We start from the raw sequence: 25584 nt of genomic DNA, 5'->3' as shown, positions 1-25584 counted from the left end.
GGTGAGGTGTTCGAGCCTCGTCTGTCCCGGGTCCCCGTGGGTGAGGGCGAGGAGGGTGGGGTGTCCTTCGGCACCGGCACCGTCCTCCTCACCGGCGCCGGCGGCACCCTCGGCCGGCTCGTCGCCCGCCGCCTCGTGACCGACCACGGCGTACGGCGTCTGGCCCTCGTCTCCCGTCGCGGTGCCGCGGTGCCGGGCATGGACGAGGTCGTGGCCGGGCTGAAGGAGGCCGGTGCACAGGAGGTGCGGGTGGATGCCTGCGACGTCGCCGACCGCACGGCACTGGGCGAGCTGCTGGAGCGGCTGGCGGACGACGGCGAGCGGGTGACCGGGGTTGTCCATGCGGCCGGTGTCCTCGACGACGGGGTGATCTCGTCCCTGACGCCCGCACGCCTGGACGGCGTACTGCGGCCGAAGGTCGACGCGGCACTGAACCTGCACGAACTCACCCTCGGCCTCGACGCCTTCGTCCTCTTCTCCTCCGGAGCCGGCGTCCTCGGCAGCCCCGGCCAGGGCAGCTACGCGGCCGCCAACACCTTCCTCGACGCGCTCGCCGAGCACCGCCGCTCCCAGGGACTGCCCGCCCAGTCACTGGCCTGGGGTCCCTGGGCCGACGACGCCGGCATGGCGGGCGACCTCAGCGAGGCCGACCGCCGGCGCCTGAACCGGGCCGGCGTCCAGGAACTCGGCGAGCAGGAGGGCCTGGACCTCATGGCGACCGCCCTCACCCTCGACGATCCCGTACTGCTGCCGATGCGGCTCGACCTCAAGGGCCTCGGCCACGACGAGGCACCGCCGCTGTTCCGCAGCCTCCTGCCCCGCCGCACCCGACGCCCCGGTACGGGCGCCGGCACCGACGACGACCTCGGCCGACGCCTCGCCGCCCTCGGGGAGACCCAGCAGGAACGGGTCCTCCAGGAACTCGTGCAGACCCACGCCGCCGTCGTCCTCGGCCACGACAGCCCCGACGCCGTCGACATCGACCGCGACTTCCTCGAAGCCGGATTCGACTCCCTCGGCGCCATGGAACTGCGCGCCCGGCTCCAGAAGGCGACCGGACTCACCCTCCCCGCCATGATCGTCTTCGACAGCAGGACCCCGAGCGGTCTGGCCCGCACGCTCCGCCTGACCTACGAGACCCGGCCCGCCCGCGCGGCACAGGCGGCTCCCGGCGCCCCGCGGCCCGCCGCCCACGGCGAGCCGACCACCCAGGACCTGTTCCGCGACGCCGTGCTCTCCGGCAAGTCCGACCAGGGATACGCGCTGCTGCGCGCCGTCGCCGACCTGCGGCCGACCTTCACCTCGCCGGACGACCTGGAGCGGCTGCCCGCCCCCGTGACCCTGGCCGACGGACCGGCCCGCCCACGGCTCATCTGCCTGGCCACGCCCATGGCCATGGGCGGCGTCCACCAGCACGCCCGCTTCGCGTCGAGGTTCCGTGGCGCACGGCACGTCTCCGCCCTCCCGATGTGCGGCTTCGCCCCCGGCGAGCCGCTGCCCACCAGCGCGGAGGCCGTCACCCGGGTCGTCGCGCAGAGCGTGCTCGCCGCTGCCGAGGGCGAACCGTTCGTGCTGCTCGGCTACTCCTCCGGCGGCATCGTCGCCAACTCCGTCGCCGCGCACCTCGAACAGAGCCTGGGCACCCCGCCCGCCGGCGTCGTCATCGTCGACACCTACCAGGTGAGCGGCGTCGACCGGGCCACCGCACGCGTCATCGAGGAGATGTCGGTGGCCCTGATCGAACGCGACGCGGCCTTCGGACTCTCCGACAGCGCGGCCCTGTCCGCGATGAAGGCGTACCTCGACCTGCTGCACAGCTTCGGCCTGCCGCACGTCGAGGCGGACACCCTCTTCGTCGGCGCCGACGAGTCCTTCTTCCCCAGCACCGACGCGTCCGTCCCCGACACCGGCGAATGGCGGGCCCAGCCCTGGGACCCCGCCCACCACTACCGGGCCGTCAAGGCGGACCACTTCACCATCATGGAGGACGCGGCCGAACCGACCGCCGCGGTCGTCGCCGACTGGCTCGACACCCTCGACCGCGCACACACCCCGGCCCCGGCCGGCGCCGCCGCCGAAAGGTGATCGAACGCATCCTCCCCTCCGGCGTGGCCACCGCCGTCGCACACGACGACACGGCCACGCCGGACGGGCTTCTGCCCGAGGAGGAGACATACGTCCGCCACGCCGTGCCCGCGCGGCGCCAGGAGTACACGACGGCACGGCACTGCGCCCGCCGCGCGCTCGCCGGCCTGGGCCTGCCCCCGGCGCCCGTCCCGTCCGGCCCGTCGGGGGCACCCCGCTGGCCGGACGGGGTCACCGGCAGCATCACCCACTGCCGGGGCTACCGGGCCGCCGCGGTCGCCCGCACCACCGGCACGGCAGCCTTGGGCATCGACGCGGAAAGCCACCTCCCGCTGCCCGACGGCGTGCTGGAGACGATCGCCCGCGCCGAGGAACTGCACTGCCTGGCACCGCTGGAGCGTGCCCACCCCGGCATCTGCTGGGACACCGTGCTCTTCAGCGCCAAGGAGGCCGTCTACAAGGCATGGTTCCCGCACTTCCGGCGCAACCTGTCGTTCGAGGACGCGTCGCTGGACTTCCGCACGGACGCCGGCGGCACCACCGGCACGTTCACCGCACGCCTCCTCGTGCCGGACTCGCCGTACCGCCGCTTCACCGGTCGCTGGATCGTGGCCGACGGTCTGGTCGCCACCGCAGTGCACCTGCCTGCCGCGTCCCCAGAGCAGGTCGACCACCGCTCAAGTCCTGCCCGGTTGGGTGGTGAAGTCCCTGGCTTGTCCCTCCGGGACGTCGTTCGCTCGCGGTGACAGCGCAGAGAGGCTCGAGGTGTCGATGTCGAACCAGGACCGGATGGAAGCTGCTCTTCCTGCGATTCGTGCGTTGCAGAAGCGTGCGGCGGATCTTGAGGTGCGTCAGGCGCGGTTGCGTGAGCCGGTCGCGGTGGTGTCGATGGCGTGCCGGCTGCCGGGCGGTATCGACAGCCCGGAGGGGTTCTGGGAGCTGCTGGCCGGTGGTGGTGACGCGGTCGGCGGTCTGCCGTCGCGCTGGGAGGGGCTGGGTCTTTATGACCCGGACCCGGAGGCGGTCGGCAAGAGCTATTCCCGCGAGGGCGGCTTCATCGAGGGCGTGGAGGGTTTTGATGCCGCGTTCTTCGGGATCTCGCCGCGTGAGGCGCTGTCGATGGATCCGCAGCAGCGGCTGGTGCTGGAGGCGTCGTGGGAGGCGCTGGAGCGTGCGGGGGTGCGTCCGGATTCGCTGGGTGAGAGCCGTACGGGTGTGTATCTGGGGACGATGAGTTCGGATTACGGGGATCTGGGCCGTGATCTGGATGCGCTCGACGGTTATGTGAGTACGGGCAAGGCGTCGAGTGTGGTGTCGGGCCGGGTGTCGTACACGCTGGGGCTTCAGGGTCCTGCGATCACGGTGGACACGGCGTGTTCGTCGTCGTTGGTGGCGGTGCATCTGGCGGTGCAGGCGTTGCGGCAGGGGGAGTGTGAGCTGGCTCTTGCCGGTGGTGTGACGGTGATGAGTGCGCCGTCGTTGTTCGTGGAGTTCTCGCGGTTGAAGGGGATGGCGGCGGACGGCCGCTGCAAGTCTTTCTCGGCCGCCGCGGACGGTGCGGGCTGGGCGGAGGGCGTGGGTGTCCTGGTCCTGAAGCGGCTGTCGGTGGCGGAGCGGGACGGGGACCGGGTGCTGGCGGTGATCCGGGGTTCGGCGGTGAACCAGGACGGGCGCAGTCAGGGTCTGACGGCGCCGAACGGTCCCTCCCAGCAGCGGGTGATCCGGGATGCGCTGGCCGCGGCGCGGCTGGTTCCGGCGGACATCGATGCGATCGAGGCGCACGGCACGGGGACGTCGTTGGGTGATCCGATCGAGGCGGGTGCGCTGGCCGAGGTGTTCGGTCCGGGGCGGGATGCCGGGTCACCGGTCTGGCTGGGTTCGTCGAAGTCGAACATCGGGCATGCGCAGGCTGCGGCCGGTGTGGTCGGTGTGATCAAGATGGTGCTGGCATTGCAGCACGGGGTGCTTCCGAAGACTTTGCATGCCGGTGAGCCCAGTCCGCTGGTCGAGTGGGACCGGAGTGGTCTTGCGCTGGTGCAGGAGGCGCGTTCCTGGGAGCGGGACGCCGCGCGTCCGCGTCGTGCGGGTGTGTCGTCGTTCGGGCTGAGCGGCACCAACGCCCACGTCGTCCTGGAAGAGGCCCCGGCCGTCTCCGAGTCGGCCGCCGAGCCGGTCGCCGAGACCGGCCCCGGTCCGGTGCCGGTGGTGGTGTCGGGTCAGGGCGAGGAGGCCCTGAGGGAGCAGGCGGGGCGCTGGGCGTCCTGGCTGTCCGCCCGCGAGGACGTGGCGCTCGCCGATGTCGCCGTCACGGCGGCCCGGCACCGTACGCACTTCGAGTCGCGGGCCAGCGTGGTCGCGGCGGACACGACCACTCTCGTGGAGGCGCTGGAAGCTCTCGCCGAGGGTCGTGCTCATGACGCGGTGGTGACCGGTGCCGCCCAGCGGCGCGGGAAGGTCGTGTTCGTCTACCCGGGCCAGGGCTCGCAGTGGGTCGGCATGGGCCGTGGACTCCTGGACACGAGTGAGGTGTTCCGGGAGACGGTGGAGGCGTGTGACGCGGCGCTGCGCCCGTTCACCGGCTGGTCGGTGCGGGAAGTCCTGGCCGGTGAGGAGGGAGACCACCCGCCCTTCGACCGCGTCGACGTGGTCCAGCCGGCCCTGTTCGCCATGGGCATCGCCCTGTCCGCGCTGTGGCGCTCTCTCGGTGTCGAGCCTGCCGCGGTGGTGGGTCACTCGCAGGGCGAGGTCGTCGCCGCGGTGGTCAGCGGGGCGGTGTCGCTGGAGCAGGGCGCGCAGATCGTCGCGGCCCGCTCGAAGGCGGTCCTGGCCTGTGCCGGTCAGGGCGGGATGGCGCTGATCGAACGCCCCGTCGCCCAGGTGGAGGAGTTCCTCGCCCCCTACGGGGAGGCCCTGTCGGTCGCGGCGGTGAACACGGCGGGTTCGACGATCATCTCGGGTGAGGCGGACGCCATCGCCGGGATCGTCGCGGAGCTCCAGGCCAAGGACGTCTACGCCCGCAGGATCAATGTGGACTACGCCTCCCACAACGCGCAGATGGACCCGCTCCTGCCGGGCCTGGCGGCAGAGTTCGAGAACCTCACGCCGCAGACGGCGCAGATCCCTCTCTACTCGACCGTGACGAGTGAGATTGCCGACGGCACGGAGCTGGACGGCGGTTACTGGTGCCGCAACCTGCGTGAGCCGGTCCGCTTCGACCGCGCCCTGAACAGGCTCCTCGACGACGGCCACACGGTCTTCGTCGAGATCTCCGCCCACCCCGTGCTGTCCATGCCGCTGACCGACGGCAGCGCCGACCGCGGCGGCATCGTCGTCGGCTCCCTTGCCCGTCAACAGGGTGGCTTCGAGCGTCTGCTGCGCAACCTGGGCCTGCTCCACGTCCAGGGCCACCAGCTGGACTGGGACAAGGTGCTGCCCACCGGCTCCCTCCTTCCCCTCCCCACCTACGCCTTCCAGCGTGAGCGCTACTGGATCGAGACCGCGAAGCTCGCGGGCGATGTGCGCTCGGTGGGGCTGAGGGCGTCCGAGCATCCGTGGCTGGGTGCGGTGACGGCGACGGCGGCGGACGACGGCTATCTGTTCACTGGCCGTCTGTCGCTGGCGGAGCAGCCGTGGCTTGCGGAGCATGCCGCGTTCGGGACGGTTCTCGTGCCCGGCACCGGTCTGCTCGAACTGGCCCTGACCGCCGCCCATCACGTCGGTGCCGAGCGGGTCGAGGAGCTGACCCTCCTGGAGCCGCTGGTCCTGGCCGAGGACGGGGCCGTACGCCTTCAGGTCGTCGTCGGCGCCCCGGAGGCCGAGGGGCGTCGTCCCGTGGCGGTCTTCAGCCGTTCCGAGGACGACCCCGAGGACACGGCCTGGCGCCGGCACGCCGCGGGCGTGCTGGCCGAGACGGTCTCGGAGCCGGACGCCCCGGTGCTCGCGGAGCTTGCGCAGTGGCCGGTGGCGGGTGCGGAGCGGGTGGAGCTGGACGGTTTCTACGAGGCTTTCGCCGCCCGCGGACTGGTCTACGGCCCGGCGTTCCAGGGCCTGACCGAGCTGTGGCGCAAGGGCAGCACGGCCTACGGCGTCGTACGCCTTCCCGAGGGCATGAAGGCCGACGGCTTCGGCGTGCACCCCGCCCTGCTGGACGCCGCCCTGCACGGCCTGGTCAGTGTGCAGAGCGCGGACCCGGTGCTCACCGGGACGGCTCTCCTGCCGTTCGAGTGGACGGGCGTGGAGCTGTACGCGTCGGCGACCGACGAGGTACGGGTCGCCATCGAGCTGGACGACACGGCCGGCACCCTGCGGGTGACCGTGGTGGATCCGGCGGGCCGGCCCGTAGTCCTGGCCGACGCCCTCACCCTGCGTGAGGCGTCGGCGGATCAGGTGCGGGCGGGTGGTTCGGCGGGTCATCTGTACCGGGTGGAGTTCCGGGCGCCGCGGGTCCTGGAGGACGGCCCGGACGTCGAGACGGTGGTTCTGGGCGGGGCCGGGGAGCTGGCTCGTGCTCTGGACGCCGAGGTGTTCGCCGGGCTGGAGGAGGGTTCGGACGCTCCGGGCCGGCTGGTGGTGGATGCCACCGGGCCCGTGGCCGGGGCGGGTGCGTCGGAGTCGGCAGCCGGTGCGCTGGGGCTGGCGCGTGAGCTGCTGGCCGAGCCGCGGCTGGAGCGGGCCGAGCTGGTGTGGGTCACCCGGGGTGCGGTGGATGCCGGTGACGGCCGGATCGGTGATCTGGCTCATGCGGGTGTGTGGGGTCTGGTGCGGGCGGTGCGGGGCGAGTTCCCGGACCGGTCGATCCGGCTGGTCGACGTGGAGGACCTGTCCGCCGACGGGGTGGAGCGGGCGCTGGCGGTGGCCGGTGAGCCCGAACTGGCCGTGCGGGACGGTGAGATACGGGTCGCCCGCCTGGTCCGCGCGGACGCTGTTCCTGCCGGTGTGGGGTTCGCGGACGACGGCCGGGTGCTGGTCACCGGCGGCACGGGTGAGCTGGGCCGGGCGGTGGCCGGGCATCTGGTGCGTGAGCACGGGGTGCGGCACCTGGTGCTGACCTCGCGGCGCGGCCTGGAAGCCCCCGGCGCGCGGGAGCTGGTGGCGGAGCTGACCGGGGCCGGTGCGGAGAGTGTGCAGGTCGTCGCCTGCGACGTGTCCGACCGCGCCCAGGTGCGGGCGGTCCTCGGTGACGGTGGGCGGCCCTGGACGGGGATCTTCCATCTGGCGGCCGTGCTGGACGACGGTGTGCTGTCGGCGCAGTCGGCCGAGCGGCTGGCGGGGGTGTGGGGTCCGAAGGCGGCGGGTGCGGAGCACTTGGACGTCCTCTCGCGTGAGCTGGGCCTCGATCTGGCGGCGTTCGTGCTGTTCTCGTCGGCGGCGGGTGTCCTTGGTGGTGCCGGGCAGGCGAACTACGCGGCGGCGAATGCGTTCGTGGACGCGCTGGCCGTGCGGCGTCGGGCGGACGGTCTGCCGGGTACGTCGTTGTCGTGGGGGCTGTGGCAGCAGGCCGGTATCGGTCTGACCGCGTCGCTGGGGCAGGCGGAGCTGGCGCGGCTGCGTCGTTCCGGTGTGGGTGCGCTGAGCGAGCGGCAGGCGCTGGCCGCCCTGGACGCGGCGCTCGCGAAGGCGGCGCCCGCCCACCTCGTGCCCGTCAAACTCGAACTCGCCTCCCTCCAGCGGGCGGTGGACGGTGGAGAGCCGGCCCCTGCCCTCTACCGGAACCTTCTGAAGGCCCGCAGGAAGCGTGCCGACTCGGCAGCGGGCGCGCCGTCCGGCCTGCGGGAGCGGCTGGCCGCGCTGGCGGGTGCCGAGCGGGTGCCGTATCTGACCGGGCTGGTGCAGCGTGAGGCGGCCGTGGTGCTCGGGGTCGGCAGTGCCGACGGGATCGGTGCCCAGCAGGTCCTCAAGGAGCTCGGCATCGACTCGCTGATGGCGGTCGAACTGCGCCGCCGTCTGTCCGCCGAGACCGGACTGACCCTCCCTTCCACCCTCGCCTTCGACTACCCGACCCCGGCCGCGATCGCCGGACTGCTGCTCGACAAGCTGGACCTCACGCAGGCCGTCCCCGCCCGGTCCAGGAACACAGGACGCAAGCGGGGGGCCGCCGAGACGAACGAGCCGATCGCGGTGGTGTCGATGGCGTGCCGGCTGCCCGGTGGCATCGACACCCCGGAGGGGTTCTGGGAGCTGCTGGCCTCCGGCGGCGACGCGGTCGGCGGCCTGCCCTCGCGCTGGGAAGGGCTCGGGGTCTACGACCCGGATCCGGAGGCGATCGGCAAGAGCTACTCCCGCGAGGGCGGCTTCATCGACGACATCGAACAGTTCGACGCCGCGTTCTTCGGGATCTCCCCGCGTGAGGCCGTCTCGATGGACCCGCAGCAGCGGCTCGTCCTGGAGACCGCCTGGGAGGCGCTGGAGCGCGCGGGCATCCGCCCCGACTCGCTCGGCGGCACCGACGCCGGTGTCTATCTCGGCGCCATGACCTCCGACTACGGCCACCAGGGCCATGACCTCGACGCCCTCGACGGCTACACCAGCACCGGCTACGCCAGCAGCGTCGTCTCCGGCCGTGTCTCCTACACCCTCGGGCTCCAGGGCCCGGCGGTCACCGTCGACACCGCCTGCTCCTCCTCCCTGGTCGCCCTGCACCTCGCCGCGGGCGCCCTGCGCTCGGGCGAGTGCGACATCGCCCTCGCGGGCGGTGTGACGGTGATGAACACGCCCGCCCTGTTCGTGGAGTTCTCGCGGCTGAAGGGCATGGCGGCGGACGGCCGCTGCAAGTCCTTCTCGGCCGCCGCCGACGGTGCGGGCTGGGCGGAGGGCGTGGGCGTCCTGGTCCTGAAGCGGCTGTCGGCCGCGGAGCGTGACGGGGACCGGGTGCTGGCGGTGATCCGGGGTTCCGCCGTCAACCAGGACGGCCGCAGCCAGGGTCTGACCGCGCCGAACGGCCCGTCCCAGCAGCGCGTCGTCCAGGCCGCGCTCGAAGCCGCCGGCCTCTCGCCGGCGGACATCGACGCGATCGAGGCGCACGGCACGGGCACGTCGCTGGGCGACCCCATCGAGGCGGGCGCCCTGGCCGAGGTCTTCGGGCCGGGACGGGACGCCGGGTCACCGGTCTGGCTCGGCTCGTCGAAGTCGAACATCGGACACGCGCAGGCCGCCGCCGGTGTCGTCGGCGTGATGAAGATGATCCTCGCCCTCCAGAACGACACTCTGCCCAGGACCCTTCACGCCGACGAGCCCAGCCCGCACATCCAGTGGGACGGCAGCGGCCTCGAACTGGTGCAGGAAGCGCGGCCCTGGACGGCGCAGGCCGGCCGCATCCGCCGTGCGGGTGTGTCGTCCTTCGGCCTCAGCGGCACCAACGCGCATGTGATCGTGGAGGAGCCGCCCGTCTCCGAGCCGTCGTCGTCGGACGAGGTGCGGGGTCCGGTGCCGGTGGTGGTGTCGGGTGGCAGCGAGGCTGCGGTGCGGGAGCAGGCGGGGCGCTGGGCGTCCTGGCTGTCCGCCCGCGAGGACGTGGCGCTCGCCGACGTCGCCGTCACGGCGGCCCGGCACCGTACGCACTTCGAGTCGCGGGCCAGCGTGGTCGCGGCGGACACGACCGAGCTGGTGGAGGCGCTGGAGGCCCTTGCCGAGGGTCGTGCTCATGACGCGGTGGTGACCGGCACCGCGCAACAGCGCGGAAAGGTCGTCTTCGTCTACCCCGGCCAGGGCTCGCAGTGGGTCGGCATGGGCCGTGAACTCCTGGACACGAGTGAGGTGTTCCGGGAGACGGTGGAGGCGTGTGACGCGGCGCTGCGTCCCTTCACCGGCTGGTCGGTGCGGGAGGTCCTGGCGGGTGAGGAGGGTGAGCACCCGCCGTTCGACCGGGTGGACGTGGTCCAGCCGGCCCTGTTCGCGATGGGTATCGCCCTGTCGGCGCTGTGGCGCTCTCTCGGTGTCGAGCCGTCGGCCGTCGTCGGTCACTCGCAGGGCGAGGTCGTCGCGGCGGTGGTCAGCGGGGCGCTCACCCTGGAGCAGGGTGCGCAGATCGTCGCGGCCCGTTCCCGGGCCGTCTTGGCGTGTGCCGGGCAGGGCGGCATGGCGCTGATCGAGCGCCCCGTCGCCCAGGTGGAGGAGTTCCTCGCCCCCTACGGGGAGGCCCTGTCGGTCGCGGCGGTGAACACGGCCGGTTCGACGATCATCTCCGGCGAGGCGGACGCCATCGCCGGGATCGTGGCGGAGCTCCAGGCCAAGGACGTCTACGCCCGCAGGATCAATGTGGACTACGCCTCCCACAACGCGCAGATGGACCCGCTCCTGCCGGGCCTGGCCACCGAGTTCGAGGGGATCAGTCCGAGCCAGGCGCAGATTCCCCTCTACTCGACCGTCACGAGTGAGGTCGCCACCGGCATCGAGCTGGACGGCACGTACTGGTGCCGCAACCTGCGCGAGCCGGTCCGCTTCGACCGCGCCCTCACCAAGCTCCTCGACGACGGTCACACCGTGTTCGTGGAGATCTCCGCCCACCCGGTGCTGTCGATGCCGCTCACCGACGGCAGCGCCGAGCGCGGCGGTATCGTCGTCGGCTCGCTCGCCCGCAACCACGGCACCCACGCCCAGCTCCTGCGCAACCTGGGCCTGCTCCACGTCCAGGGCCACCAGCTGGACTGGGACAAGGTGCTCGGCACCGGCACGGCGATCGCCCTCCCCACCTACGCCTTCCAGCGCGAGCACTACTGGCTGGAGACAGCCAAGTCGTCCGGTGACGTGCGGTCCGTCGGTCTGGAGGCGTCCGAGCATCCGTGGCTGGGTGCGGTGACGGCGACGGCGGCGGACGACGGCTATCTGTTCACTGGCCGTCTGTCGCTGGCGGAGCAGCCGTGGCTTGCGGAGCATGCCGCGTTCGGGACGGTTCTCGTGCCCGGCACCGGTCTGCTCGAACTGGCCCTGACCGCCGCACACCACGTCGGTGCCGAGCGGGTCGAGGAGCTGACCCTCCTGGAGCCGCTGGTCCTGAGCGAGGACACCCCGGTGCGCCTTCAGGTCGTCGTGGGCGCCCCCGACGCCGAGGGCCGCCGCCCGCTCGCGCTGTACAGCCGCGCGGAGGGCAACGACCAGGCCGAGTGGCGGCAGCACGCCGCCGGTGAGCTGGGCGAGGGCGCTCCCGACCCGGACACCTCGGCGTTCGGCGAGCTGGCGGCCTGGCCGGTGGCGGGTGCGGAGCGGGTGGAGCTGGACGGTTTCTACGAGGCGTTCGCCGCACGCGGACTGGTCTACGGCCCGGCGTTCCAGGGCCTGACCGAGCTGTGGCGCAAGGGCAGCACGGCCTACGGCGTCGTACGTCTCCCCGAGGGCATGAAGGCCGACGGCTTCGGCGTGCACCCCGCTCTCCTCGACGCCGCCCTGCACACCCTGGTCGGGGTGCGCCGGGAGGAGGGGACCGAGCGGCCGGTGTTCCTGCCGTTCGAGTGGACCGGCGTGGAGCTGTACGCCGCGGGCGGCACGGAACTGCGGGTCCGCATCGACCTGGAGGAGTCCGGCACCCAGGCCCGGGTCCAGGTCGCCGATCCGGCGGGGCGGCCCCTCGCGCAGGCGGACGGGCTCGTGATCCGGGAGGCCACCGCGGAGCAGATCCGCGCGGGTGAGTCCGCCGAGCACCTCTACCGCGTCGACTTCCGGACGCTGCGTGTCCTGCCCGAGCAGGAGACACCGGCCGGCGGCACGTGGGTCCTCGGCGGGGACGCCGGGGTGTCCGAGACCCTGGAGGCCGACCATGTGGCTGATGTGGATGTACTGCTTGCCCGCCTCGACGACGGGGCCGCGGCGCCCGCCCGGCTGGTCGTCGACGCGACGACGCCGGTGGCGTCGGCGAGCGGTGACGGTGACATCGCAGGTGCCGCGCTGGAGCTGACCGCTGCCGCACTGCACACGCTCCAGCGTCTGCTGGGCGAATCCCGGCTGGACGGCACGGAGCTGGTGTGGGTCACCCGCTCGGCGACAGGCGCTGACGACGAGACCCGCGAGCTGCGCACGGCGCCGCTGTGGGGTCTGCTCCGCGCGGCGCGCGGCGAGTACGCCGAGCGTGCGATCCGCCTGGTGGACCTGGGCGAGGACCCCGCCGGCAAGGCACTGCTGTCCCGGGCCGTCGCCCTGACGGACGAGCCGGAGACCGTGGTCCGCGACGGCGCGATACGGACCGCCCGCCTCGTACGGACGGCGCAGTCCGGCCCGGACGGCGAGACGCGGCCGGTCGCCGGTGCCCTCGACCCCGACGGCACGGTGCTGGTCACCGGTGGCACGGGTGAGCTGGGCCGGGCGGTGGCCGGGCATCTGGTGCGTGAGCACGGGGTGCGCCACCTGGTGCTGACCTCGCGGCGCGGCCTGGAAGCCCCCGGTGCGCAGGAGCTGGTCGCGGAGCTGACCGGGGCCGGTGCCGCGAGCGTGCAGGTCGTCGCCTGTGACGTCGGCAGGCGCGAGGACGTCGCCATGACCCTGGCCACGGCGGACGCGAAGCACCCCTGGACGGGCATCTTCCATCTGGCGGCGGTGCTGGACGACGGTGTGCTGTCGGCGCAGTCGGCCGAGCGGCTGGCGGGGGTGTGGGGTCCCAAGGCGGCGGGTGCGGAGCATCTGGATGCGTTGTCGCGTGAGCTGGGCCTGGATCTGGCGGCGTTCGTGCTGTTCTCGTCGGCGGCGGGTGTCCTTGGTGGTGCCGGGCAGGCGAACTATGCGGCGGCGAACGCGTTCGTGGACGCGCTGGCCGTGCGGCGTCGGGCGGAGGGTCTGCCGGGTACGTCGTTGTCGTGGGGGCTGTGGCAGCAGGCCGGTATCGGTCTGACCGCCTCCCTCGGCCAGGCGGAACTGGCGCGGCTGCGTCGTTCCGGTGTGGGTGCGCTGAGTGAGCGGCAGGCACTGGCCGCCCTCGACGCGGCACTGGGCCTTCCCCACCCGCACGTCGTCCCCGTGAAACTCGAACTCACCTCGTTGCAGAGGCAGGCCGACAACGCCGGCGGTGTCCCCGTACTCCTGCGGAACCTGCTGCGCGCCCCGCGCCGCCGGGCCGGAGAACCGGGCGGCGGCGGCACTCCCTCCGGACTGCGCGAGCGGCTGCTCGCCCTGCCGGAGACCGAACGGCTGCCGCACCTGACCCAACTGGTCCAGCGCGAGGCGGCGACCGTCCTCGGGCTGTCCGGCACGGACGGTGTCGGCGCCCAGCAGGTCCTCAAGGAACTCGGCATGGACTCGCTGATGGCGGTCGAACTGCGCCGCCGTCTGTCCGCCGAGACCGGACTGTCCCTGCCCTCCACCCTCGCCTTCGACCACCCGACCCCGTCCGCCGTCGCGGCCCTGCTCCTGGCCAAGCTGGCCGTCGCCTCCGGCGGCACGCAGGCCGGAGCGGGCGGCACCCAGCGCCTCACCCGCAACCAGATCGACAGCCTCGTCGAGCTGCTGCGCGCCGCGGCCCCGTCCCAGCTGGAGGAGCAGGGGCTCGCGGCCGGACTCCTCGCCCTGCGGGACGGCCTGGCCAAGAACGCAGCCGCCGTGGGCGAACAGCCGGAAGCCGAAGCCGAGATCGACACCGGCAGCACCGATGACCTTCTTCAGTTCCTGGATCGCAAGCTTGGAGTGAGCGAATGAGCGCGTCCGAAGTCGGGAAGCTCGAAAAACTCGAGGCGTATCTGCGGCGCACGGCGAACGCGCTCGTCGAGACCGAGAAGGAACTCACCGCCGAGCGCGCGGCCCGCACCGAGCCGATCGCGGTGGTGTCGATGGCGTGCCGGCTGCCCGGTGGCATCGACACCCCGGAGGGGTTCTGGGAGCTGCTGGCCTCCGGCGGTGACGCGGTCGGCGGTCTGCCGTCACGCTGGGAAGGGCTCGGGGTCTACGACCCGGACCCGGAGGCGGTCGGCAAGAGCTACGCCCGCGAGGGCGGCTTCATCGAGGGCGTGGAGGGCTTCGACCCCGCGTTCTTCGGGATCTCGCCGCGCGAGGCGCTGTCGATGGACCCGCAGCAGCGGCTGGTCCTGGAGGCGTCCTGGGAGGCGCTGGAGCGTGCGGGCATCCGCCCCGACTCGCTCGGCGGCAGCCGTACCGGCGTCTACCTGGGCACCATGAGCTCCGACTACGGCAACCAGCAGGGCCACGACCTCAACGCCCTCGACGGCTACGTCAGCACCGGCAACGCCAGCAGCGTCGTCTCCGGCCGTGTCTCCTACACCCTCGGGCTCCAGGGCCCGGCGGTCACCGTCGACACCGCCTGCTCCTCCTCCCTCGTCTCGGTCCACCTGGCGGTACAGGCACTGCGGCAGGGCGAGTGCGAGCTGGCTCTTGCCGGCGGCGTCACCGTGATGAGCACACCCGCCCTGTTCGTGGAGTTCTCGCGGCTGAAGGGCATGGCGGCGGACGGCCGCTGCAAGTCCTTCTCGGCCGCCGCCGACGGTGCGGGCTGGGCGGAGGGCGCCGGTGTCCTGGTCCTGAAGCGGCTGTCGGCCGCGGAGCGTGACGGGGACCGGGTGCTGGCGGTGATCCGCGGCTCGGCGGTGAACCAGGACGGCCGCAGCCAGGGGCTGACCGCGCCGAACGGCCCGTCCCAGCAGCGGGTGATCCAGGACGCGCTGGCCGCGTCCCGGCTCACCCCCGCCGACATCGACGCCGTCGAGGCGCACGGCACCGGCACCCCGCTCGGCGACCCCATCGAGGCGGGCGCCCTGGCCGAGGTCTTCGGGCCGGAGCGGGCCGCGGACCGGCCGCTGTACCTGGGCACGTCGAAATCGAACATCGGACACGCGCAGGCCGCCGCCGGTGTCGTCGGCGTCATCAAGATGGTCCTCGCTCTCCAGAACGGCCTTCTGCCCAGGACCCTTCACGCAGACGAGCCCAGCCCGCACATCCAGTGGGACGGCAGCGGACTGGCCCTGCTCGACGAGGCCCGCACCTGGGTGCGGGACGCCGCGCGTCCGCGTCGTGCGGGTGTGTCGTCGTTCGGGCTGAGCGGCACCAACGCCCACGTCGTCCTGGAGGAGCCGCCCGTCTCCGAGCCGTCGTCGTCGGACGAGGTGCGGGGTCCGGTGCCGGTGGTGGTGTCGGGTGGCAGCGAGGCTGCGGTGCGGGAGCAGGCGGGGCGCTGGGCGTCCTGGCTGTCCGGCCGCGAGGACGTGGCGCTCGCCGACGTCGCCGTCACGGCGGCCCGGCACCGTACGCACTTCGAGTCGCGGGCCAGCGTCGTCGCCGCCGGTACGACCGAGCTGGTGGAGGCGCTGGAAGCCCTCGCCGAGGGTCGTGCTCATGACGCGGTGGTGACCGGCACCGCGCAACAGCGCGGAAAGGTCGTGTTCGTCTACCCCGGCCAGGGCTCGCAGTGGGTCGGCATGGGCCGTGAACTCCTGGCCACCAGCGGTGTGTTCCGGGAGACGGTCGAGGCATGCGACGCGGCGCTGCGCCCCTTCACCGGCTGGTCGGTGCGGGAAGTCCTGGCCGGTGAGGACGGGGAGCACCCGCCCTTCGACCGGGTCGACGTGGTCCAGCCGGCCCTGTTCGCGATGGGCATCGCCCTGTCCGCGCTGTGGCGCTCCCTCGGTGTCGAGCCGTCGGCCGTTGTCGGTCACTCGCAGGGCGAGGTCGTCGCGGCGGTGGTCAGCGGTGCGCTCACCCTGGAGCAGGGCGCGCAGATCGTCGCGGCGCGTTCGCAGGCGGTCCTCGCGTGTGCGGGTCAGGGCGGGATGGCGCTGATCGAGCGCCCGGTGGCGCAGGTGGAGGAGTTCCTCGCCCCCTACGGGGAGGCCCTGTCGGTCGCGGCGGTGAACACGGCGGGTTCGACGATCATCTCCGGTGAGGCTTCGGCGATCGGGCAGATCGTCACCGAGCTCCAGGCCAAGGACGTCTACGCCCGCAGGATCAATGTGGACTACGCCTCCCACAACGCCCAGATGGACCCGCTCCTGCCGGGCCTGGCCACCGAGTTCGAGAACCTCACGCCGCAGACGGCGCAGATCCCTCTCTACTCGACCGTGACGAGTGAGGTCGCCACCGGCATCGAGCTGGACGGCACGTACTGGTGCCGCAACCTGCGTGAGCCGGTCCGCTTCGACCGCGCCCTGAACAGGCTCCTCGACGACGGTCACACGGTCTTCGTCGAGATCTCCGCCCACCCGGTGCTGTCGATGCCGCTCACCGACGGCAGCGCCGAGCGCGGCGGTATCGTCGTCGGCTCGCTCGCCCGCAACCACGGCACCCACGCCCAGCTCCTGCGCAACCTGGGCCTGCTCCACGTCCAGGGCCACCAGCTGGACTGGGACAAGGTGCTCGGCACCGGCACGGCGATCGCCCTCCCCACCTACGCCTTCCAGCGCGAGCACTACTGGCTGGAGACAGCCAAGTCGTCCGGTGACGTGCGGTCCGTCGGTCTGGAGGTCGCCGAGCACCCCTGGCTGGGCGCGGCGCTCGGGCTGGCGGACGGAGAGGGACACCTGCTGACGGGTCGTCTGTCGCTGGCGGAGCAGCCGTGGCTTGCGGAGCACGCCGCGTTCGGGACGGTTCTCGTGCCCGGCACCGGTCTGCTCGAACTGGCCCTGACCGCCGCACACCACGTCGGTGCCGAGCGGGTCGAGGAGCTCACCCTCCTGGAGCCGCTGGTCCTGAGCGAGGACACCCCGGTGCGCCTTCAGGTCGTCGTGGGCGCCCCCGACGCCGAGGGCCGCCGCCCGCTCGCGCTGTACAGCCGGGCGGAGGACGCTCCCGAGGACGCGGAGTGGCGCCGTCATGCGACGGGTGAGCTGGCCGATGTGCCCGCGGAGCCCCCGGTGCTCGCGGAGCTTGCGCAGTGGCCGGTGGCGGGTGCGGAGCGGGTGGAGCTGGACGGTTTCTACGAGGCGTTCGCCGCACGCGGGCTGGTCTACGGTCCCGCCTTCCAGGGCCTGACCGAGCTGTGGCGCAAGGGCAGCACGGCCTACGGTGTCGTACGTCTTCCCGAGGGCATGAAGGCCGACGGCTTCGGCGTGCACCCCGCTCTCCTCGACGCCGCCCTGCACACCCTGGTCGGGGTGCGCCGGGAGGAGGGGACCGAGCGGCCGGTGTTCATGCCGTTCGAGTGGACCGAGGTGGAGCTGTACGCCGCGGGCGGCACGGAACTGCGGGTCCGTATCGAGCTGGACCCCGCCACGGACAAGCACCTCTCCCTGACGGTCGCGGACACCGCCGGCCGACCGGTCCTCAGTGCGCGGGGTCTGCGCATCCGTGAGGCGTCGGCGGATCAGGTGCGGGCCGGTGGACCGGCCGGGCACCTGTACCGGGTGACCTTCGAGGCGCCGCGGGCCCTGGAGGAGGGTTCGCAGGGCGACGTCTGGGTCCTCGGTGGGGCGGGCGAGCTGGCACGTGGCCTGGGCGCGGAGGCGTTCGCCGGGTCGGCTGAGTTGTTCGCCGGGCTGGAGGAGGGTTCGGACGCTCCGGGCCGGCTGGTGGTGGATGCCACCGTGGCCGGGTCGGGTGCGTCGGAGTCGGCAGCCGGTGCGCTGGGGCTGGCGCGTGAGCTGCTGGCCGAGCCGCGGCTGGAGCGGGCCGAGCTGGTGTGGGTCACCCGGGGTGCGGTGGATGCCGGTGACGGCCGGATCGGTGATCTGTCCCATGCGGGTGTGTGGGGTCTGGTGCGGGCGGTGCGGGGCGAGTTCCCGGACCGGTCGATCCGGCTGGTCGACGTGGAGGAGCTGTCCGCCGACGGGGTGGAGCGGGCGCTGGCGGTGGCCGGTGAGCCCGAGGTCGCCGTCCGGGACGGTGAGATACGGGTCGCCCGCCTGGTGCGTGCGGACGCCGTCCCGGCCGGGGCGGGGTTCGCGGACGACGGCCGGGTGCTGGTCACCGGTGGCACGGGTGAGCTGGGCCGGGCGGTGGCCGGGCATCTGGTGCGTGAGCACGGGGTGCGGCACCTGGTGCTGACCTCGCGGCGTGGCCTGGACGCGCCTGGTGCGCGGGAGCTGGTGGCGGAGCTGACCGGGGCCGGTGCGGAGAGTGTGCAGGTCGCTGCCTGTGACGTGTCCGACCGTGAGCAGTTGCGGGCGGTCCTCGGTGACACCGGTCAACCCTGGACGGGGATCTTCCATCTGGCGGCGGTGCTGGACGACGGTGTGCTGTCGGCGCAGTCGGCCGAGCGGCTGGCGGGGGTGTGGGGTCCCAAGGCGGCGGGTGCGGAGCATCTGGATGCGTTGTCGCGTGAGCTGGGCCTGGATCTGGCGGCGTTCGTGCTGTTCTCGTCGGCGGCGGGTGTCCTTGGTGGTGCCGGGCAGGCGAACTATGCGGCGGCGAACGCGTTCGTGGACGCGCTGGCCGTGCGGCGTCGGGCGGAGGGTCTGCCGGGTACGTCGTTGTCGTGGGGGCTGTGGCAGCAGGCCGGTATCGGTCTGACCGCCTCCCTCGGCCAGGCGGAGCTGGCGCGGCTGCGTCGTTCCGGTGTGGGTGCGCTGAGTGAGCGGCAGGCACTGGCCGCCCTGGACGCGGCGCTCGCGGAGTCGGCGCCCGCCCACCTCGTGCCCGTCAAACTCGAACTCACGGCTCTGATGCGGCAGGAGGAGGTGCCGAGCCTGCTGCGTGGCCTGGTCCGTCCGGCGCGCAGGCGTGCGGGTGAGGCCGCCGTGGCGCCCTCGGGCCTGCGGGAGCGGCTGGCCGCGCTGGCGGAGCCGGAGCGGGTGCCGTATCTGACCGGGCTGGTGCAGCGTGAGGCGGCCGTGGTGCTCGGCGTCGGCAGTGCCGACGGGATCGGCGCCCAGCAGGTCCTCAAGGAACTCGGCATCGACTCGCTGATGGCGGTCGAACTGCGCCGCCGTCTGTCCGCCGAGACCGGACTGACGCTGCCCTCCACCCTCGCCTTCGACTACCCGACACCGGCCGCGATCGCCGGACTGCTGCTCGACAAGCTGGCGCCCGCGCAGGGCACGGGCCGCACCAAGGCCGCCGTACGCCGCAAGGCGGTCGGAGCCGACGAACCGATCGCGGTGGTGTCGATGGCGTGCCGCCTGCCCGGCGGCATCGACACCCCCGAGCAGTACTGGGACCTCCTCGCGTCCGGCGGCGACGCCGTCAGCGGGCTGCCCCCGCGCTGGGCGAAACTCGACGTCTACGACCCCGACCCGGAGGCCGCCGGCAAGAGCTATGCCCGCGAGGGCGGCTTCATCCATGACGTGGAGGGCTTCGACGCCGCGTTCTTCGGGATCTCCCAGCGCGAGGCGCTGTCCATGGACCCGCAGCAGCGGCTCGTCCTGGAGACCGCCTGGGAGGCGCTGGAGCGCGCGGGCATCCGCCCGGGCACGCTCTCCGAGAGCCGCACCGGCGTCTACCTGGGCGCCATGAGCTCCGACTACGGTGAGCAGGGCCGCGAGCTCGACGCCTTCGACGGCTACGTCAGCACCGGCAACGCCAGCAGTGTCGTCTCCGGCCGTGTCTCCTACGCGCTCGGTCTCCAGGGCCCGGCGGTCACGATCGACACCGCCTGCTCCTCCTCCCTGGTCGCCCTGCACCTCGCCGCGGGCGCGCTGCGCCAGGACGAGTGCGAACTCGCACTGGTCGGCGGCGTCACCGTGATGAGCACCCCGCGGCTGTTCGTGGAGTTCTCCCGGCTCAAGGGCATGGCGCCCGACGGCCGCTGCAAGTCCTTCTCGGCACTGGCCGACGGCGCGGGCTGGTCCGACGGCGTAGGCATTCTCGTGCTGAAGCGGCTGTCGGCCGCGGAGCGCGACGGTGACCAGGTGCTCGCGGTCATCCGCGGCTCGGCGGTCAACCAGGACGGCCGCAGCCAGGGGCTGACCGCCCCCAATGGCCCGTCCCAGCAGCGGGTGATCCAGGACGCGCTGGCCGCGTCCCGGCTCACCCCGGCCGACATCGACGCCGTCGAGGCGCACGGCACCGGCACCCCGCTCGGCGACCCCATCGAGGCGGGCGCCCTGGCCGAGGTCTTCGGGCCGGAGCGGGCCGCGGACCGGCCGCTGTACCTGGGTTCGTCGAAGTCGAACATCGGACACGCGCAGGCCGCCGCCGGTGTCGCGGGCGTGATGAAGATGGTGCTCGCCCTCCAGAACGACACTCTGCCCAAGACGCTCTACGCCGACGAGCCGAGCCCGCACATCCAGTGGGACGGCAGCGGGCTCGCCCTGCTCGACGACGCGCGGCCCTGGGCGGCGCAGGCCGGCCGCATCCGCCGTGCGGGTGTGTCGTCGTTCGGCCTGAGCGGCACCAACGCGCACGTCGTCCTGGAGGAGGCCCCGGTCCGCGAGGCCGCCGAACCGGTCGCCGAGGCCGGTCCCGGCCCGCTGCCGGTGGTGGTCTCCGGCCGTGACGAGGCGGCCCTGCGCGCCCAGGCCGGACGCTGGGCCGACCACCTCGACGCCTCCGGTGACACGGCCCTCGCCGACATCGCCGCGACCGCCGCCCTGCACCGTACGCACTTCGAGCACCGGGCCGGCGTCACCGCGGACGACACGGCAGACCTTGTCGTCGCCCTGCGGGCGCTGGCCGGGGGCCGGGCGCATCCGGATGTGGTGGAGGGTGTGGCTGTCGCCGGTGGTCTGGGGGTGTTGTTCACGGGTCAGGGCAGTCAGCGTCTGGGGATGGGGCGTGCTCTGTACGGGGTGTTCCCGGAGTTCCGGGAGGCGTTCGACGGGGTGGCTGCCGCGCTGGATCCGCATCTGCGGGTGCCGTTGTCGGCGGTGCTGTTCGCGGCCGGGGACAGTGCGGATGCGGAGCTGGTGCATCAGACGGAGTTTGCTCAGCCGGGGCTGTTCGCGGTGGAGGTGGCGTTGTTCCGCCTGTGGCAGGCGTGGGGGATCGTGCCTGCCGCGGTGGCGGGGCATTCGGTGGGTGAGCTGGCGGCCGCGCATGTGGCGGGGGTGCTGGATCTGGCGGATGCGGCGCGGCTGGTGGCGGCGCGGGGCCGGCTGATGCAGGCGTGCGAGGCGGGCGGCGCGATGGCGTCGGTGGAGGCGCCGGAGGCGGAGGTGGCCGGGGTGCTGGCCTCGGTGGGGGGCCGGATCTCGGTGGCCGGGCTGAACGGGCCTGCGCAGACGGTGGTCAGTGGTGACCGTGCGGCGGTGGAGGCGGTGGTCGCGCACTTCGCGGCGGCCGGTCGCCGCACGCGTGCGCTGGTGGTGTCGCATGCTTTCCATTCGCCGCACATGGACGCGATGCTCGCCGCGTACGAGCAGGTCGCCGCCTCCTGCACGTTCGGTGCGCCTGTGATTCCGCTGGTGTCGACGGTGACCGGTGGCTGGGCGGGCGTGGAGGAGCTGGCCGACCCGGGGTACTGGGTGCGTCAGGTGCGTGGGGCGGTGCGGTTCCTGGACGCGGTGCGCACGCTGGAGGATTCCGGTATCGCGCGGTATCTGGAGTGCGGTCCGGCGGCGGTGCTGTCGGCGATGGGTGCCGGGTGTGTGGAGGAGGAGGCGGTGTTCGTCGCCTCCCAGCGTGCTCCGCGTTCCGACGGCGATGCCGTGGACGAGGTCCGTGCCCTGGTGCGTGCGCTTGCCGCGCTGCATGTGGCGGGTGAGGATCTCGCTTTCGACCGGGTGCTGGCCGGGGGCCGGGCCGTCGCCCTGCCCACCTATGCCTTCCAGCGCGAGCACCACTGGCTGGAGACCACCCGCGGTGGACGCTCCGGCACCCGGAACACCGGTCTCGTACCGGCCGAACACCCTTGGCTGGCCGCCGTCGTGGCGCTCGCGGACGGCGAGGGCCATCTGCTGACCGGGCGGCTGTCGCTCGCCGACCAGCCGTGGCTCGCCGACCACTCCGTCTTCGGCGCGGTCATCGTCCCCGGCACCGGACTGCTGGAGCTGGCGTTCACCGCGGCCCGCGCCGTCGGTGCGGCACGCGTCGCCGAACTCGCCCTCACCCAGCCCCTCGTCCTCACCGAGGACACCCCCGTACGGCTTCAGGTGCGGGTCGGGGCGGCGGGTGAGGACGGCCGCCGGACGTTCACGATCCACTCCCAGCCGGAGACGTCGGCGGAGCCCGGCGCATGGACCGCGCACGTCACCGGTGAACTGGCCGACGACACCGCCGACGGGCGCCACGAGGGCCTCGGCGAGCTGCTCGACTGGCCGGTGCCCGGCGCCGAGCCGCAGCCCCTCGAAGGGTTCTACGACACTCTCGGCGGCCAGGGTCTGCACTACGGACCCGCCTTCCGCGGGCTGGCCGGCCTGGCACGGCGCGACGGCGTCGCCTACGGGCGGATCGTCCTGCCCGCCCCGCAGAGCGGGGGCCCCGGTGCCGACGACGGCTTCGGGATCCATCCGGCCCTGCTCGACGCCGCCCTGCACACGCTCGCCGGGGTGGACACCGGCGAACGGCCCGAGGACACGGTGCTGCTCCCGTTCGCGTGGACGGACGTCACCCTGTACGCGACCGGCGCCACCGAGCTGCGCGTGCGCGTCGAGCTCACCGGCACCGGTGGCGAAGGCGGCCTCGCCGTCACGCTGCTGGCGACCGACCCGGCCGGCGAGCCCGTGCTGTACGCGGCGGGGCTCCAGGTCCAGCAGGCGAGCGCCGAGCAGCTGCGGGTCAGCGCGCCGGCCGCCGACGACGACCTGTACCGCGTCGACTTCCAGCCGGTGGACCCGCCCGCGGCGGACGCCGTGCCCGAGGGCACCGTCGTGCTGGGCGGCCCCGACACATCCGTGGCGGCCGCCCTGGGCGTGCCGTGGTGCGCGGACCTCGACGAACTGCTGGCTGTCCGGCCGGACGCCCCGCTGATCGTCGTGGACGCGACCGCCGGGGCCGGTACCCCGGCCGATGACGACGTACAGGCGTCCGCGCGGGCCGTCACGCTCGGTGCGCTCGGCACACTCCAGGGGCTGCTCGGTGAGCCGCGTCTGGAGCGGGCCCGGGTGGTCTGGCTGACCCGGGGCGCGGTCGCCGCCCGCCCCGAGGACACCGTCGGCGACCTGGCCGCCGCTCCGCTGTGGGGGCTGCTGCGGGCCGTACGCGGCGAACACCCGGACCGGGTGCTGCGGCTGGTCGACCTGGACGGCACCGAACCCGGGTCGGGTCCGGCCGCCGGTGTGCTGGCGCTGGACGACGAGCCGGAACTGGCGGTGCGCGCCGGCGCCGTGTACGCGCCGCGGCTCGTGCCCGCGCGGCGCGGCGGGGCGCTCACCCCGCCCACCGGCGGCGCCTGGCACCTGGACATCCGGGAGAAGGGCAGCATCGACAGCATCGAAGCGGTGCCGGTGGACTCCTCCCGGCCGCTGGGCGAGCACGACGTGCGGGTCGCGGTGCGCGCCGCGGGCATGAACTTCCGTGACGTGCTCAACGCCCTCGGCATGGTCGAGACGCCCGCGCTGGGCCTGGAGTTCGCGGGCGTCGTGGTGGAGACGGGCGCCCGGGTGAGCCATCTGCGTCCCGGCGACCGGGCGATGGGTCTGGCCCTCGGCGCGTTCGGCACCGAGGTGTGCGGCGACGGACGGCTGATGGCGCCGCTGCCGGACACGCTCACCTTCGAGCAGGGCGCGACCGTCCCGCTGGCGTTCCTCACCGCGTACTACGCGCTCACCGAGCTGGGCGCGCTGCGCGCCGGGGAGCGGGTGCTGGTGCACGCGGCGGCCGGCGGCGTCGGCATGGCCGCGGTGCAGCTCGCCCGTCATCTGGGCGCCGAGGTGTACGGCACGGCCAGCCGCGGCAAGTGGGCGGCGCTGCGCGGGCTCGGCCTGGCCGACGACCGCATCGCCTCCTCCCGTGACACCGGATTCGAGCAGCTGTGGCGGGACGCCACCGGCGGCGAGGGCGTCGACGTCGTCCTCAACTCGCTGGCCGGGGAGTTCACGGACGCCTCCCTGCGGCTGCTGCCGCGCGGCGGGCGGTTCCTGGAGATGGGCAAGACCGACATCCGCGACCCCGGGCAGATCGCCGCACAGCACCCCGGTGTCCGCTACAGCGCCTTCGACCTGATGTCGCTGGAGCCGGACCACATGCAGCGGATGTTCGCCGAACTGTCCGCCCTGCTGGGCGAGGGCACCATCGAGGCGCTGCCGTATCTGGCGTACGACGTGCGCGAGGCGCCCGCGGCGTTCCGGTACATGGCGCAGGGCCGGCACACCGGCAAGATCGTGCTGACCGCGCCGCCCGCTCTCGACCCGGACGGCACCGTGCTCGTCACCGGCGGCACCGGCGAGCTGGGCCGCGAGGTGGCCCGCCGTCTGGTGGCCCGTCACGGCGTACGCCATCTGGTGCTGACCTCCCGGCAGGGCGGCGCCGCACCGGGTGCCGCCGAGCTGGCCGACGAACTGCGGGCCGCGGGCGCCGAGTCGGTGCGGCTGGCCGCCTGCGACGTCGCCGACCGCGACGGCGCCGCCCGCGCCCTGGCCGAGGTCGCGCCGCAGCACCCGCTGACCGGTGTGGTGCACCTCGCGGCGGTCCTCGACGACGGCGTCGTACGCAATCAGACCGCCGGACGGTTCGAGCGGGTGCTCGCGCCCAAGCTGTCGGGCGCCTGGCATCTGCACGAGCTGACCCGTGAGACCCCGCTCGCCGCGTTCGTGATGTTCTCCTCGGTGGCCGGCACCCTCGGCTCGCCCGGACAGGGCAACTACGGCGCCGCCAACGCCTTCCTGGACGCGCTCGCCGCGCACCGCCGCCGCCAGGGCCTTGCCGCGCAGTCCCTCGCCTGGGGCCTGTGGGCGCAGGGCGGCAGCGGCATGACCGCCACGCTCGGCGAGGCCGAACTGGCCCGCATGCGTCGTCAGGGCGCCCGGGCGATGACCGTGGAGCAGGGGCTCGCGCTCCTGGACGCGGCCCTCGTCCGGCCCGAGCCGCACCTGGTGCCGGCCCGGCTCGACCTGGGTGTGCTCCAGCGGGCCGGCGAGGACCGGCTGCCCGCTCTGCTGCGCGCCCTGGTGCGGCCCCGGCCCAGGCAGGCGGGGCAGGCGGTGGAACAGGCGTCCGCGTTCCGGGACCGGCTGGCCGGCCTGCCCGAGGAGGAGCGCGCCACCTCGCTGCGCCGCTTCGTCCAGCAGGAGATCACCGCGGTGCTCGGTCTCACGGCGCCCGTGCCGCAGGACAAGCCGATGCGGGAGTTCGGCTGGGACTCGCTGATGGCGGTCGAGCTGAAGAACCGCATCGCCAAGCACACCCAGGTGGCCGTGCCCAGCACCCTGGCGTTCGACTATCCGACACCGCGGGCCATCGCCGACTTCCTGCACGGCCGGCTCGCCCTGACGCCGTCGACGTCCGCGGCGGCGGGAACCGCCGTCTCCGACGTCCCGCCGTCCGATCCGGCGCAGGCCGCCCAGTGGGCGCTGGCCCGGGTCACCCCGGAGCGGCTGCGGCAGAGCGGTCTGCTCGACCGGCTCCTGGAACTCGCCCGGCCCGACGCGGCCCCTGCCGCCGGCGCCGACGACGCGCTCCAGGCGGCCGGGGAGCTGTCGGCCGAGGACATGGACAAGGCGCTCGACGCCGTCCTCGGCGGCCTGTGATCCGGCTTCGGGGCCCTCGTCGTCCGCGGCGGCCCCTCTCGCCCCGGCCCGGCCCGGGGCACGTCCCCCCACCCGACCG

Annotated in this window: 4 protein-coding genes; all 4 read left to right on the top strand. The window is 73.6% G+C overall.

From position 1 onward, the window contains the following. Positions 1 to 2085, top strand: a 2085-nt coding sequence (locus tag ACIQGV_RS39285) for a type I polyketide synthase (protein ID WP_402504202.1), incomplete at its 5' end; no start/stop codon positions are given. Positions 2086 to 2108: 23 nt separating this feature from the next. Then, positions 2109 to 2831, top strand: coding sequence for a 4'-phosphopantetheinyl transferase (locus ACIQGV_RS39280; protein WP_402504200.1), 723 nt, complete (start codon positions 2109 to 2111; stop codon positions 2829 to 2831). A 73-nt stretch (positions 2832 to 2904) separates the two neighbouring features. Beyond that, a complete protein-coding gene (locus ACIQGV_RS39275; RefSeq protein ID WP_402504197.1) occupies positions 2905 to 13698 on the top strand; it encodes a beta-ketoacyl synthase N-terminal-like domain-containing protein in 10794 nt (3597 codons plus the stop codon). Continuing rightward, positions 13695 to 25505, top strand: coding sequence for an SDR family NAD(P)-dependent oxidoreductase (locus tag ACIQGV_RS39270; protein WP_402504195.1), 11811 nt, complete (start codon positions 13695 to 13697; stop codon positions 25503 to 25505). Before ACIQGV_RS39275 ends, ACIQGV_RS39270 begins: the two co-directional genes overlap by 4 nt. Positions 25506 to 25584 lie beyond the last annotated feature (79 nt).

The sequence above is a fragment of the Streptomyces sp. NPDC093094 genome (assembly GCF_044754345.1).
In the GTDB taxonomy this organism is placed as follows: domain Bacteria; phylum Actinomycetota; class Actinomycetes; order Streptomycetales; family Streptomycetaceae; genus Streptomyces.
The sequence above is the reverse complement of the archived record's forward strand: the minus strand, read 5'-3'. Positions and strand labels throughout refer to the sequence as shown.

What these genes read in the sequence shown, in the direction of transcription:
- ACIQGV_RS39270 (WP_402504195.1), top strand. Translation starts at nt 13,695, where the DNA reads ATGAGCGCGTCCGAAGTCGGGAAGCTCGAAAAACTCGAGGCGTATCTG.